The sequence below is a fragment of the Chryseobacterium sp. SSA4.19 genome (assembly GCF_022601875.1).
In the GTDB taxonomy this organism is placed as follows: domain Bacteria; phylum Bacteroidota; class Bacteroidia; order Flavobacteriales; family Weeksellaceae; genus Chryseobacterium.
The window spans coordinates 1-13,388 of sequence record NZ_JAKVIP010000027.1; the positions used below are offsets into that span (position 1 = coordinate 1).

Consider the following 13,388-nt stretch of genomic DNA (forward strand, 5'->3'; position numbering starts at 1 on the left):
AAAATTTTTTGAGCTGTAAGGGCTCAAAATTTTCCAGAATAACTTTTTAACTTACACAGTTAGTGAGACACTACCTGCCTGAATTAAAACCATTTTTCAGGATTATACATATTATGATTAGGAATAATCTCTAAACTTTTAGTTGTCGAATTATTTATGTATTGAATCTGTTCTCCATCAGAAAAAAAGTTGCTGACACGATACGGATAGAAAGAATGAGCACTATCAATAACGTAGACATACCACTTTTTTCCTTTTTCACTCGAAAAAATATTTCTTATCTTTTCCTCTTTATCCTGCTGACATGATAAAAACAAAACTAAGATTAAACTAAAATTAATCTTCTGGGTGTTTAATATTTTCATATTGATCAACCAATTGAATTCGTCTAATTTCATTTTTCAAGATTTAATTTTCCCTTGACTTTGACCAGCATATCATTTCTTTTCAAATCTCTATTGAAAAGCCAAATAGTATCGCTGTTATATTTAGTAACTTTAATTTTCGAATTATAATTCATTAAGGTAAATGTAGAATCATTTGCTATTCCCCATTCCAACCTGGGTTCAGTACCATAATCAGAAAATAATCTTCTTATGTTTTCCACTTTATCAAAAGAATATTGACTTACCTTACCTTTACTATCAAGCTTAAAGGTCATTCCATAAAATTCTGACCTATCTCTAGGCCACTCATAATTCCAATAGCCTATACTATCGTTATAAAGAATAACATTTCTTATTTTCTCACTTGGACTTTTACCGCTACAGCTAGCAAGCAGTAAAAATATTGACATGAATTTTATACTTTTAATCATTGGGATTACTCATTTTTTTTAACCTACGAAGATTAGTTTCTCTATTATCATTTTTAATTGAAATATCCATAGGACCGTCGTATCCGCCAATTGGCGTTACAGTTACTCCACCTGTATTATTTTTATTAAAATCATCAATGTACGGATCCATACCTTGCCATGAAACCTCTTTATTTAGGTAAGCATTCCAAAGTCTTTGCATGAAACCTTCGGCAACAGAGTATTGGTTATGTTCTGACGATAAGCCATAATCTGAAGTTTTAGATTGTCCTAAGTATACTTTCGTATGAGCTAAATAGTTATACGGCGTAATATTTTCACTCTTATGGCCAGTCGGCCCCGCTTCGTGATCTAATGTATTTCCCAAAGTGTGAAAATCATTATAAAAGCTAGCTTCAAATTGCTTAGCATTGAAAAATACGGATTTATTGCGTGTAGTATGTGCACCCGTACTTTCACTTCCCATTATTTTAACTCCATAAACTCCTGACAAACCTTTTTTTCTCGCATAATAAGCGATAATATTGCTAACTGCCTTACGAGTACCAGAAGATGTATAGTTTAACTGGGATAGTTTAGCATTTCCATCATCAGTATGTACTATAATATTATTTGTTTTTTTATTATCCCTATACATAAATCTTCCATGTTTATTAAAATGGTCATCTTTTGGCTCCATTCCCGTAGGATCTGTATAACGTACAGGATTATCAAATGCATAAGTATATGGCGACCAACGAGGCATTTTCTCCGCCAGTGCGTGATATATAATTACTACTTTACAAGAACAAAAACTTTGCAATCTGCAAAGTTTTTGCTGCTATTACAGGAACGGATTACAAATCCGCGCTATCGGGTACATTACCCGGAAATTAGGAAGTTGACACTAACGTAAAATCTTCTATTTCCCAATAATTATCATGCAATCTTAGTTTAAATACAGCATTTCTCCCGTAATAATCTTTTTTTATACGATGGTCAACAAAAACTAATGCTCTTTTTTTAGAAGGATCAAATACAATCTCTGAAAAATAGACAACACCTATCTCACATTCATTTGTATGTTTATCATACTCTGCCAGATCTAGGACTTTTGCCGTACACAAATTAAATTGATTTGCTTTTATAGAACTTCGTGTACTTAATTTTTTAATAATATCTGTATTACTGGAAAATTCTTTTAAAAGCTCCTTCCTACTTTTTATGTAATTTATATGAGCTTCGGGATGACCTGTAATAAAGTTTTTACTACTTGTAGCAAAATATGTATTTTTACTTTTAGTAGAATCTATATACAAATTGCAAAATTTTTCAGGATGATTAAAAATTTCGTTATGCGCTTTTGTCTTCTCTTCGATATATAAATCCTCATTATGAACTCTTAAACTATCAAAATATCTTTTTTTACCTAAATAATCTTCTCTAAAAAAATAAGGTATCAACTGATCTGTTAAATCATTATATAGTTTTACATTAGTATCGGTTGATTGACTTACACATTTCTTCATTTCCTCCTTACAATTCGTAAGTAATAAAGAGGATAATAAAATCATAACTATTTTTGTTTTAAAATTCATATTGTTTAGGGATTTTGGGTTAATAACATGGTCTTACTCGCAAATTATCTTTGGTTTTTTATAATTATCTAAAATAGATGACTTTTTTTGTGATTTCAAGTCCCTGATTTCATGTTGTTGTCTAAAATCTTTTGCAGCATTATTCCTCCTAATTCCATCAAACTTTTCAGTAATTATATCACGATCAGAAGCAGAAAATTGAGTATCTGTTCCAAAATAAACAGCTTCCCAATTATCTCCTGCATCTCCAATACCACTTTTTGATTTAAAACTCGTCTTAAAAAGTGGGTCAGATTCCTTGGAATGATGGTCAATTGCATATTCTGCCCAATGACCACCTTCATGAATTATAATTTCTGCTAAATTATCAATATACTTTTTATTTCCTTTATTTTTTGAAACCGTGTTTATTACGCCAGGATCAATATAAATAACATTGGGATCTTTTTTTTAATCAAATAACCCCAAATGTCCCATACTTTCATTCATTATAACAGTGAGCCCATCTCCATCTCTGAGCATTGTCTGTATCATTTTATCATCTACCTTAAATCTCTTTAAACGCTTCTCGAAATCCTGAATCTCGAAACACCGCTTTTATAGTTTTTATTGCCGCTGTATATAATCTTCTTTCCTCTCTCGTAGCATTTGCTGGTAATCTAAAATTTCCATCAGGATCAATGTAATTAATAGGGTTGTTTCCACAATATGCATACGGCGACCAACTTGGATACTTCTCCGCCAGCGGGTCAACCCTATACCAGATGCTTAACCTCGGATTATAATATCTTGCTCCATAATAATATAAAGCGGTTTCGCTGTCCAACTCTTTGGCATTAAACTTATACGGATTTTTATACTTACCGATGATCTGACCAACCATAGTATCCATTTATCGTAATTTAATAAAGGCAAACATCTTGTCGAGCATCCAAATTTTTCTATATCAGGATACAGACATAGGCCAATTGCCATAGTTTGATAATATCTATTTTTCTTTTACCATATCACAATCCAAATCATTTATATTATAATAGCAATACATTAAGTATGCATTATATTCTATATTGTATACCAAAGTGTATTCTGAATGTGGAATTCTCTTGATATTCTTGATCTTTTCATATTCTTGATAGGGAAGGTTAATATTAGCAAAATAACATTTATTTTTTTTCATAATTTTATTTTCTATTAAAAACACTACGAATGGCATATACCTAATTCGTTTATTCTTTAAATATCTAAAATTATAGCTGTCAATTAACTTCTGCTTATATAATTCAACTTTTATTTGAATGAAAAATCCTATTCCAAACAATACAAGAAAAATGAGGATTAAAACTTTAAATATTTTTTTCATTTTACAAATTTTATTTCAACTTTTTTTGAAGACCATCCATCTTTACCGAAGATATTTCTTTCAATCCAACTTTTACCTACACTACGTGCCCTCCATGTGTTTGTCGTTCTATAGTATTTTCCACTTTCTTTTGTGAAAATATCATATTTTACGCTCCCGCTCTCCAGTACTTCACTATTCGATAGGTTTGTCGGAAATCTATATGAAATTATTTTATTTGCTGCTTTTTTATCATCTACTCCTTTGATATCTTCAAATGCTAATTTTATAGCTTGTTTCGCTTGTAAGGTACAATATGCTTGATCATAGGTATTGCCAGGATTAATAAGGTCGCTTTCTATTCCTTCAGCCAAAGACTTCATCGCTTCATCTCTTAGTTTATAATGATAACGTTCTACTTTACTGCCATCATCTAAATATGATTTAATTGTCTGCGCCTCACTGACACCGTTATAATAACTGCCATCCAATCCCATCCTCGGTTGTCTGTAGTTAGAATTGCCTGATAACGGAGCGTAGAGGACACCGGGATTTTTGTCATACTTACCGTAATATCCTACTGACGTATGGCCAACATCACCTGAAACATAGTAAACAAAAGCTGTATTATATGTTCCTGGTGCTAAAGTTTGTTTTCCATTCGGATCAATATATTTAACAGGATTCTGATATGTATAAATATAAGGATTTAGATTACCATAATAATAAACTCCACCATTGTGCTGGCCATCACCATAAAACTCGTTTTCTCTTACAGGATCGTAACTTGCCAGCGGATCCACCCCATACCAGATACTTAACCTCGGATTATAATATCTTGCTCCATAATAATACAGACCGGTTTCGCTGTCCAACTCTTTAGCGTTAAATTTATACGGATTTTTATACTTACCGATGACCTGCTGTTCAACGAACGTTTCCCCGAAAGGTAAATTTAAGAAAAACTGCGTTGCCAAACCATTACCGTCGGTGACAAATGTTGCGGTACCGAGCTGATCCCCATGCATATAATAGATCCCATTCTACATATTCAAGCCTTTCTGATGTTTGGTTAAAGTAAATTCGTAATAATTATTTTATAAACGAATTCAGGATTTTTTCCATAAATATTTTCACGTACTATTTTTATTTAAATGACTTCACCTTTATCATCAAGCTTAAAAATACCAAGCTACCAAACTACATGATTTGCTTGATAGCGAGGCGAACGTTATTTTATTACCTTTAATGTATTTATTTTTATCAAATCCCGCGCAGCATTTTTGGTATGATAATACTTTACAATTTTAATACCTTTATTTAAACATATTCTAATGGAAAATTCTTTTTTATAGTAATCCCATTCTTTTATTTCTGTTTGGTGGTTTTTCACGAAATCCACATAAGCAAAACAATATTTTTTAGTTTCACATGGTTCTGAATTTAAAAATACCTTATCAAAAATATCGCCATTACTAAATGTGCTAAAACCCAATCCCTTTTCAAAAATAATACTTTCAGTGTTTTTTAATATTGTCTGCTTGGAGATTTCTTTAATGTTTCCTAGATTTTCTTTAAAATGGAATGGTATAAATATTATGTCATACGAACTTCCACTGTCTATTTCAAAATAATAGAAAATACCTAAGCCCTTATAAGTGTTTCCATTAATAATTTTATTATTACCATTATTAGTATTTGTGCATCCAAATGTAAAAAGCCACAAAAGTAAGTGCCATAATATTTTATTTTTTTTCTTTACCATAAATATATTTTTATTATTTGATTAAGTTTCCTTTTTTATCTCTTCCAATTTGAATGTAAGATGGCTTATCAATACCTTTATTCTCATTTGCCCTTTTAAGATAATCCTGATAATAGTTACTATTTAGTTTTTTTCCTTTATCACCCATCAAATCACCAACGAAACCAGAATGTGCTTTTGAAAAAACATTACCTTCTTTATCTTTAAAATCTGTATATCTATCGGGTAAACCGAGAAAGTGACCCGTTTCATGCAAAACAGACATATTATCACCGTCTGAATAAACAGTCCCAGTATTACCTGTATAATAAATTCTGCTGCTATCAAACGAGTCTTCACCTACAGCTCCATAAACTTCTGACCTCCCAGTTTCTTTAACGAAATTTAACATATTTTCTCCAGGTTTTAAATCTTTAGAATCAATATTCTTTTTATAAACATATTTTACATTAAATCCTACTTCAGCTCCGTCAACTTTTTTACTTCTAAAGGTACCTTTTGCTAAAGCATTCAACTCTTTAGCTCGTGCTGCTGATGCATTTGCTCCAGTGATATAAACTGTTGCTCTTACCTCCATTTTGGATACAGTTCTATCTTTACGGAACATTCCTAAAATTGCAAGTATAAAATCTTTTCCGTCAGGATCAATATATTTTACAGGATTATTAGCCGTGTAAACGTAGGGAGATATTTCTGGATACTTCTCCGCCAGCGGGTCAACCCCATACCAGATACTTAGCCGTGGATTATAATATATTGCTCCATAATAATATAAAGCGGTTTCGCTGTCTAACTCTTTGGCGTTAAACTTATACGGATTGGCATTCTTACCGATGACCTATTGTTTAGTTTAAATCTGTAGAAATACACTCTACTTATTTGAAATCATCAGATTCATACTTTTTGATTAAATAATACCCCCCATAATCACTAAAAGAAATTATATACCCATTAAAAAACATTTTATAAAGTATATTCCGTGATTCCATAGCAGTCACATTGCCAGTTGCCAATATGAAAGACTGTTTTTCAGATTTTAAATATTTTCTTTCTATCTCTTCGACACTCATCTCTTCGATATTTTTATTAATATCTTCTACATTTAACAAGTAATCACCTGTTTCTTTGACATTATTAATATATATTTCTCTGACCAACTCTCTTCCTTCCATAATACTTATGAGATAACTGTTAAAGTTTTGGTATTTTTTAATATAATAAATTTTATAGATCGCATATATTGAATCTATGTTAGCTTCTAAAATTTTGTCATTATCAGTTTTGAAATAAAGATAATAGTTAAAATATGGTGATGGTAAACCATTTTGAATAGCAGAAAGTTTTTCAATAAAAACTTCTCGGTTGGATTCATTTTTACATGAAACCCAGAGCATAATAAATAATATAAATCTATAATAATATATTAAATTTTTCATCCTATTTCTTAACTTTTTCATTTGGTAATGTATAATTTGGTGGATTAGTAGTAACTTTTCGTCCACCATAAGTTTTTCTTAATGGTGAACCTTCTAATTTTCTCGCTTCGTTTTCTGTCTTAACTGCTCTTTGTTCAGAAGGATTGTCGGCGTCATTAGTATTAGTAGCATCCCCTTGATTATCTATTTCTTTATCATATTGATGCTGCATTTCATGAGCTACCGTAGCTAGATCAGTACTAGATATTCCCTCAATTTCTTTAAATCTTGCGTTTTCTCTTGAACTTGCAAGATTATATACTGTCTTTGAACCAACTCCTGGTGATCCCTGCATGCCTGAAGGACCATCTTCTTCAGTAGGATCAAAGAGATAATGTTTATTTTTACTGTTCTCTAGCGTATGCAACCTGTCTTTTAAAATGGCATTTTTTGAATGCTCTATTTTTCGATATGCTTTTGCAATTCTGAATAAATTTTTACTCACCTGGTGAATTCTTCCATCGTATTTTTCACCTTTGCGCTCTCCATTTAAATAATAAAAATTACCCTTTCTATATTGTAAATGGATCTGTGTGCCATCCTTTTTAATCTGTATAAAAATAATCTCTTCTCCGTTAGGATCAACGGCATTAACTGGATTATCCATGCAGTAGGCGTATGGACTAATACTTGGATATTTCTCCGATAATGGGTCAACCCCATACCATATACTTAACCTTGGATTATAATATCTTGCACCATAATAATATAAGGAGGTTTCACTGTCCAACTCTTTGGCGTTAAACTTATACGGATTGGCATACTTGCCGATGACCTGCTGTTCAACGAACGTTTCCCCGAAAGGTAAATTTAAGAAAAACTGCGTTGCCAAACCATTACCTTCGGTGACAAATGTTGCGGTCCCGAGCTGGTCTCCGTGCAGGTAATAAATCCCGTTTTGAGAAACAGGAGCCTTCAGCTGTGCATCTATGGCTTCCATATCCAGGCCTGCTTTCTCGGCATACGTTCTGAAACCTGCTTCAAAATCTGCATCTGCAACGCCGGAACTTCCCGATACTGCCGTAGAATCTGCAGATTTACTGATCTGACCGGTATTGCTCATCAGATAGCTCGCAATTCGCTGCGTACCTGCGTAGTAATGCTTAGTATACTTTCCATCGGAAGTTACGGTCATATACGGATTAGGATACACGGAATAGGACCGAAGCGACATGGAACCATTCACTAAAGCCCCGTTCTGATAGAGCTTAGCGCTTTGATTCAGATTATATTTAATCGTTCTCTCACCCTTATCATCATATACATTGTACTGATATACACCCGCTTCATCACCATGGTAGGCCTTTAGGTTATCTTCCTCATCCCAGAACATAAATTTATGGTCATCCGTAAGTGCATCCGTGGTAACATTCCCATTATTATCATATTTAAACATATTGGTGACTGAAGTAGCCTGGTCTAAAACCGTTGATACTTTATGGGTTCCGCTGAAATAATTATATTTATTATTATAGGTATTCACAGGGTTTACCACGCCAAGGCTGCTTACAATCTGGTTTTTTGTATTGATGCCGCTGCTCGGGTTTAAAATAGTTCTGATAACGGACACCACATTTGAGGCATTCCGTGATGGTAATGTCATTTTTTTTCATAAATCATTTGTATTTTTATAAATAACCGGCCAGCGCATACCCGGCCGGTTAAAGAACTAATAACCAAACTCAGAAATTCTGAGATGTAATTTTGGACAAAATATTTTTAGCCTTTCTCCTCCATAATATCATTTAGCTCAATCTCAGCGAAGATAGCCGCAGGTGAAGCACTCCACAGTGATGTTAAGATGAAATTTTCCGTCTATCGTTTTAAGGTGACAGTTAGGTTAACAAAAGAGCCATTCAGCGTAGTACTGTCATATATAAATTCTGGAAAGAATCACTCAAAAATTAAATTTACTTTAAAGTCGCCACCATTCACAATATCATACCCGATTACGTTTTCCCGTTCAAAAGCTTCAATGATAGAATTACAATAGAAAGTTCCTGCAACTGGAAAACTAAAAATTTTTCTGTCTCGTACTTCCTTTGATACATACAGTTCTTTAAATAAGTAATTGTTTATTTTTTTTTGAACTTCATAAGTCTCAAAATCACCAAAAATCACTTTCTCTTTATTTGAACTGTTATAGAAAACGGTCTTACTATAATCTATATACTCAGAACTTTTAAGAAAAGGAATGAATAAGAAAAAGAATTTTTGAGAACTACCATCAATAGTGATTTCCTCGAAGTGATACTGAGATTCGTCATTAACTATTGTTTGCAAAATTTCTTGTACTTTCTCACTGACGACATATTTTAGAGTCAAGCAACTTGGCATTACCTGCATTATGTCTATTGGAGTTTTCTTCTTTTGATACATTTTTCCTTTAATGTCTTTAGGGAAATTTTTATAAATATTTTCCATCTCAAAATATTTGTTTATATCTACCAGCTTTTCGCTCCTAAACGCTAAAAAGCGTTTATCGTTGACTTCAACCGTGAGTGACAATTCACTTCTTCCAATAATTTTTCGGTCAATCGTCGCTTCTATCTGAAAATATCTATCCATTTTTTCTACTCTTTTGTTTTATTCTTAAAGTAATCATTGCTGATGATTGACCTTGATTGGGGCTTTTATATAATGTACCATCCATCGCTTTTACTTTTGCAAATGAAGATCCCTAATATTAGTAGTTTTTTATATTTAAAATAGTTTTTATAACCGGCGCCGCATTTAAGGCACTCCGTGATGGTAATGTCCTTTTTTTCATAATTCATTTTTATTTTTATAAATAACCGGCCAGCCCGTGCCGGCCGGTTAAAGAACTAATAACCAAACTCAGAAATTCTGAGATGTAATTTTGTGCAAAAAATTTTTAGCCTTTCTCCTCCATTATATCATTAGCTAAATCTCAGCGAAGATAGCCGCAGCTGAAGCACTCCACAGTGATGTTGAGATGTAATTTTCCGTCTATCGTTTTAAGGTGACTGTTAGGTTTACAAAAGAGCCATTCAGCGTAGTTCTGTCATATATAAATTCTGGAAAGAATCACTCAAGAATTAAATTTACTTCAAAGTCGCCACCTTTAATTATCTCATAGCCTACTACATTACTTTCTTCAAAAGCATCTACTAAACGCTCGCTAAAGAAGGGGCCAGCAGCCTGTAATCGAATGATATCCTGATTCTGAAATTTTTTACTAATAAATAATCGTTTTACTTTAAACCGGTTAATTTTTTCCGTCAGATAATTTTCAAAAGTACCAAAAACGGCAAATCTGTCCTGAGATGCACTATAAAAAACACTTTTATTATAGTTAATGGTATCAGAATTTTTTAGCATAGGGATAAATAAAAAATAAAAAGCTTCATACGATCCCTCAATAAATAGCTTTTCCAAGTGATATTCAGATTTGTTTACTTTCAAATTTTCAAGTATTTTCTTAATCTTTTCACTTACAATGAATGGAATACCCAAACACATCGGCATAACCAACATAAGATCTATAGGATTCTTTTTCCTCTGATACATTTTAGCTTTTATATCTTTTGGGAAATCTTCATAAACATTACTCTTTTCAAAATACTTGTTTACATCAACCAGATATTCTTTGCGAAAAGTCAAAAATCGTTTATCAGAAATTTCTACAGATAGGGGCAATTCACTTCTTCCTATTATCTTTGAGTCGATTGTTGCTTGTATTTGATAGTACAGTTTATCAACCTTCATGAAATAAATTTTTAAATTATTTAGCAATTTTAGACTGATAGAGTTAATAGAACCGCTACGGTGTTGGTTTTATTTAACCTGTTTGCAAAGGCAAACATTAATCAGTGTTAAAAGTCAAATCTACTTTGAAATCACCACCCTCGATTATGTCAAAACCTACAACATTTTCTTTAATAAAAGCGTTTATTATAGTATGATGATAAAAAATACCAGCGACCGGTATATTAATTAACTTCCTAGTGCTCAAATCCCCAGATAAGGAGAGTTTTTTGTATGCGTATCGCTCTAGTTTTTTATTTTCTTCATAAGAATTGAAATCCTTAAACTTTATCTCTTCCTTGTTTGACCTATTATAGAAAATAGTGTTACTGAAATCTACATATTTCCAGGTTTCCAAATACGGAATAAACAGAAAATAAAAATATTTGTCATAACCATCTATTTCTATCTTTTCCAGGTGATACTCTTCATCACTAACAAGCTGACTTAAGATATTCTTTACTTTTTCACTGATTATATAAGGCAAACTTAAACACGATGGTATCACTAGCATAATATCAATCGGATTTTTCTTCTTCTGGTACATTTTCCCTTTAACTTCTTCTGGAAAACCAAAATACAGATCTACTTGATTGAAGTAATTATTAATATTGTTAAGTTTTTCCTTTCGAAAATTTAAAAAACCTTGATCTTTTATTTCCACACTTAGTGGCAGCTCACTTCTACCAATTATTTTTTTATCGATTGTAGCATCGATCTGGTAATAGTCTTTATCCTTGTTCTTGGCATACATTCTCAAGTTAGTTAGCAGTTTCACGTTAATAGAGTAAATAGAAAATCCTGTATGATAATTTTATCATGCTTTTTTGAATGGCTATTATCAATTAGTATCAAAATTCAAATCTATTTTGAAGTCACCACCTTTAATTATGTCATATCCGACTACCTCATTTTTCATAAACGCATTAATTATGCGTTCACTAAAAAAAGTTTTCACAGTTTGGATCCTAATAATATCATTATTTTGCAGAATGGGATTGATACAAATTGATTTTGTAACGAACTTATTAGATTTAGTTTTTAACATGTAGGATTCATAATCGGGAAAACCCCAATCAATTCCAGTAGCGACTTCAGTAAATTGGCTCTTACTAAAATTAATATATTCGGAACTTTTAAAAATTGGTGTAATTAAGAAATAATAGCGGGTATCTATTCCCGTAATCTCTAACTTTTTAAATTTGTATTCTTTCTTATTTACTTGCAATTTTTCCAGTATATCGATCACCTTTTGACTTACTATGCAAAGGATAACTGGATGATGTGGCATTATGCCCATTATGTCAACGGGATGTTTCTTTTGAAACATCTTACCAACAATATTGTCTGGTAAATTTGTGAATGCTGCATCTTCATCTTCAAAATACCTCTTGAAATCAACCACATAACTGCTGCTTTGCGATACAAAATTTTTATCCTTAATGGCAACTGTCAATGGGAGATCGCTTCGCCCAATAATTTTTGGATTAATACTAGGTTCAATCTGGATATATTTTTTTTGTAATTTCATACTATTGAGTCTTATTTTTAAAGTATTTATTTAGTGATTGTCCTGATTCTTTAAATTCTTTGTAGGCTTTATTTATTTCGGTATTTGCCTCCTTAATAATGCCTTCAAGACCCTCCTTAGTTAATTCATTTCTTTCTATCAATACGTCAATCTTCCCTTTAATCCAATTGGTGTATGCCGGGTGATTGCCATGGAATCTATTAGGCAGTTTTTTCAAATTCACCCCGGAATTTTTCAGAATAAACTCGCCTATGGCTGGCATTAATGCATACAACTGTTGAGGTATTATATGATGCTTTTGGATTTGGGTAATAATTTTACCACCATATTTTCCAGCTTTACCCAGATCCCCTAGGTAAGGTACTACAGCCAAACCGCTTACAGCAGCATTCCTATAATCTCCCTCAATGGCATACCAAATACCATTGGCAACATCGGCGACCGGTGTTGGCTCTACCGTTCCCGCTACATCCAACAGCGCATGTCCCACTTCTGCAGTTGCAGAACCTTTCGCTGCCTGTATTGCCCCGCTCCTAAACTGCTGAAAACGTTCCTCGCCAGATCGCACTCTTGGACCTTTATTGGTGGTTTCCATTGCCGCCCATGGATTGATCCCATTGAACATCTTCTTTATACCATCTATAACACTATCGACCTGTTTACCATTGGGGTCTACGTATCGTATCGGATTCTGATAAGTATAGATGTACGGGTTTAAGTTACCAAAGTTAAAAAATCCTCCATTATGCTGACCGTTTCCATAAAATTGACTCTCCATCACTGGGTTGTAGAGCGCCAAAGGATCAACACCGTACCATATACTTAAGCGGGGATTATAATATCTTGCTCCATAATAATATAAAGCGGTTTCGCTGTCCAACTCTTTGGCATTAAACTTATACGGATTTTTATACTTACCGATGACCTGCTGTTCAACGAACGTTTCCCCGAAAGGTAAATTTAAGAAAAACTGCGTTGCCAAACCATTACCGTCGGTGACAAATGTTGCGGTCCCGAGCTGGTCTCCGTGCAGGTAATAAATCCCGTTTTGAGAAACAGGAGCCTTCAGCTGTGCATCTATGGCTTCCATATCCAGGCCTGCTTTCTCGGCATACG

At 33.0% G+C, this 13,388-nt stretch carries 16 protein-coding genes and 1 pseudogene; all 17 read right to left on the reverse strand.

What is annotated here, in order from left to right:
• Positions 1-83: 83 nt before the first annotated feature.
• The 17 genes and pseudogenes from MKJ01_RS15900 to MKJ01_RS15980 all read right to left on the reverse strand — a co-directional run bounded on the left by MKJ01_RS15900 (position 84) and on the right by MKJ01_RS15980 (position 13,362).
• A complete protein-coding gene (locus tag MKJ01_RS15900) occupies positions 84-398 on the reverse strand; it encodes a hypothetical protein (RefSeq protein WP_241615141.1) in 315 nt (104 codons plus the stop codon).
• Positions 395-796 (reverse strand): hypothetical protein, encoded by a 402-nt coding sequence (locus MKJ01_RS15905; RefSeq protein WP_241615139.1) that lies wholly within the window; start codon positions 794-796, stop codon positions 395-397. The genes MKJ01_RS15900 and MKJ01_RS15905 overlap by 4 nt, the downstream gene beginning before the upstream one ends.
• A 13-nt stretch (positions 797-809) precedes the next feature.
• Positions 810-1,496 carry a hypothetical protein gene (locus MKJ01_RS15910; RefSeq protein WP_241615138.1) on the reverse strand — a complete coding sequence of 229 codons (687 nt, stop codon included), beginning with the start codon at positions 1,494-1,496 and terminating at the stop codon, positions 810-812.
• Between the two features lie 193 nt (positions 1,497-1,689).
• Entirely contained in the window at positions 1,690-2,394 is a 705-nt protein-coding gene (locus tag MKJ01_RS15915; RefSeq protein ID WP_241615137.1) for a hypothetical protein, read from the reverse strand.
• 547 nt (positions 2,395-2,941) lie between these two features.
• Positions 2,942-3,286 (reverse strand): RHS repeat-associated core domain-containing protein, encoded by a 345-nt coding sequence (locus MKJ01_RS15920; protein WP_241615136.1) that lies wholly within the window; start codon positions 3,284-3,286, stop codon positions 2,942-2,944.
• Positions 3,287-3,382: 96 nt separating this feature from the next.
• Positions 3,383-3,754 carry a hypothetical protein gene (locus MKJ01_RS15925; RefSeq protein ID WP_241615135.1) on the reverse strand — a complete coding sequence of 124 codons (372 nt, stop codon included), beginning with the start codon at positions 3,752-3,754 and terminating at the stop codon, positions 3,383-3,385.
• Positions 3,751-4,761 (reverse strand): RHS repeat-associated core domain-containing protein, encoded by a 1,011-nt coding sequence (locus MKJ01_RS15930; protein ID WP_302850493.1) that lies wholly within the window; start codon positions 4,759-4,761, stop codon positions 3,751-3,753. The genes MKJ01_RS15925 and MKJ01_RS15930 overlap by 4 nt, the downstream gene beginning before the upstream one ends.
• Before the next feature lie 203 nt (positions 4,762-4,964).
• Positions 4,965-5,498, reverse strand: coding sequence for a hypothetical protein (locus MKJ01_RS15935; protein ID WP_241615134.1), 534 nt, complete (start codon positions 5,496-5,498; stop codon positions 4,965-4,967).
• Between the two features lie 13 nt (positions 5,499-5,511).
• Positions 5,512-6,075 (reverse strand): hypothetical protein, encoded by a 564-nt coding sequence (locus MKJ01_RS15940; RefSeq protein ID WP_241615133.1) that lies wholly within the window; start codon positions 6,073-6,075, stop codon positions 5,512-5,514.
• 69 nt (positions 6,076-6,144) lie between these two features.
• A pseudogene (locus MKJ01_RS18860) lies at positions 6,145-6,333 on the reverse strand (RHS repeat-associated core domain-containing protein); the annotation flags it as partial.
• A 40-nt stretch (positions 6,334-6,373) separates the two neighbouring features.
• Positions 6,374-6,955 (reverse strand): hypothetical protein, encoded by a 582-nt coding sequence (locus MKJ01_RS15950; protein WP_241615132.1) that lies wholly within the window; start codon positions 6,953-6,955, stop codon positions 6,374-6,376.
• A complete protein-coding gene (locus MKJ01_RS15955) occupies positions 6,936-8,576 on the reverse strand; it encodes an RHS repeat-associated core domain-containing protein (RefSeq protein WP_241615130.1) in 1,641 nt (546 codons plus the stop codon). Before MKJ01_RS15955 ends, MKJ01_RS15950 begins: the two co-directional genes overlap by 20 nt.
• A gap of 290 nt (positions 8,577-8,866) precedes the next feature.
• A complete protein-coding gene (locus MKJ01_RS15960) occupies positions 8,867-9,541 on the reverse strand; it encodes a hypothetical protein (RefSeq protein WP_241615129.1) in 675 nt (224 codons plus the stop codon).
• 480 nt (positions 9,542-10,021) lie between these two features.
• Complete coding sequence (locus tag MKJ01_RS15965; protein WP_241615128.1) at positions 10,022-10,702, reverse strand: hypothetical protein; 681 nt, start codon at positions 10,700-10,702, stop codon at positions 10,022-10,024.
• Positions 10,703-10,799: 97 nt separating this feature from the next.
• Positions 10,800-11,495: a hypothetical protein gene (locus MKJ01_RS15970; protein WP_241615127.1), complete on the reverse strand. Its 696-nt coding sequence runs from the start codon at positions 11,493-11,495 to the stop codon at positions 10,800-10,802.
• A gap of 87 nt (positions 11,496-11,582) precedes the next feature.
• The gene (locus tag MKJ01_RS15975; RefSeq protein ID WP_241615126.1) at positions 11,583-12,272 is read right to left on the reverse strand and encodes a hypothetical protein; all 690 of its coding nucleotides are present in this window, start codon (positions 12,270-12,272) and stop codon (positions 11,583-11,585) included.
• 1 nt (position 12,273) lies between these two features.
• Positions 12,274-13,362, reverse strand: coding sequence for an RHS repeat-associated core domain-containing protein (locus tag MKJ01_RS15980; RefSeq protein ID WP_241615125.1), 1,089 nt, complete (start codon positions 13,360-13,362; stop codon positions 12,274-12,276).
• Positions 13,363-13,388: the final 26 nt, after the last annotated feature.

Bases quoted from the DNA above. Each gene is read 5' to 3' on its own strand.
- MKJ01_RS15940 (WP_241615133.1), bottom strand. From the start codon at position 6,075: ATGGAGGTAAGAGCAACAGTTTATATCACTGGAGCAAATGCATCAGCA.
- MKJ01_RS15910 (WP_241615138.1), bottom strand. From the start codon at position 1,496: ATGGAGCCAAAAGATGACCATTTTAATAAACATGGAAGATTTATGTAT.
- MKJ01_RS15925 (WP_241615135.1), bottom strand. From the start codon at position 3,754: ATGAAAAAAATATTTAAAGTTTTAATCCTCATTTTTCTTGTATTGTTT.
- MKJ01_RS15965 (WP_241615128.1), bottom strand. From the start codon at position 10,702: ATGAAGGTTGATAAACTGTACTATCAAATACAAGCAACAATCGACTCA.
- MKJ01_RS15930 (WP_302850493.1), bottom strand. From the start codon at position 4,761: ATGCATGGGGATCAGCTCGGTACCGCAACATTTGTCACCGACGGTAAT.
- MKJ01_RS15905 (WP_241615139.1), bottom strand. From the start codon at position 796: ATGTCAATATTTTTACTGCTTGCTAGCTGTAGCGGTAAAAGTCCAAGT.
- MKJ01_RS15980 (WP_241615125.1), bottom strand. From the start codon at position 13,362: ATGGAAGCCATAGATGCACAGCTGAAGGCTCCTGTTTCTCAAAACGGG.
- MKJ01_RS15935 (WP_241615134.1), bottom strand. From the start codon at position 5,498: ATGGTAAAGAAAAAAAATAAAATATTATGGCACTTACTTTTGTGGCTT.
- MKJ01_RS15920 (WP_241615136.1), bottom strand. From the start codon at position 3,286: ATGGATACTATGGTTGGTCAGATCATCGGTAAGTATAAAAATCCGTAT.
- MKJ01_RS15915 (WP_241615137.1), bottom strand. From the start codon at position 2,394: ATGAATTTTAAAACAAAAATAGTTATGATTTTATTATCCTCTTTATTA.
- MKJ01_RS15975 (WP_241615126.1), bottom strand. From the start codon at position 12,272: ATGAAATTACAAAAAAAATATATCCAGATTGAACCTAGTATTAATCCA.
- MKJ01_RS15960 (WP_241615129.1), bottom strand. From the start codon at position 9,541: ATGGATAGATATTTTCAGATAGAAGCGACGATTGACCGAAAAATTATT.
- MKJ01_RS15955 (WP_241615130.1), bottom strand. From the start codon at position 8,576: ATGACATTACCATCACGGAATGCCTCAAATGTGGTGTCCGTTATCAGA.
- MKJ01_RS15900 (WP_241615141.1), bottom strand. From the start codon at position 398: ATGAAATTAGACGAATTCAATTGGTTGATCAATATGAAAATATTAAAC.
- MKJ01_RS15970 (WP_241615127.1), bottom strand. From the start codon at position 11,495: ATGTATGCCAAGAACAAGGATAAAGACTATTACCAGATCGATGCTACA.
- MKJ01_RS15950 (WP_241615132.1), bottom strand. From the start codon at position 6,955: ATGAAAAAGTTAAGAAATAGGATGAAAAATTTAATATATTATTATAGA.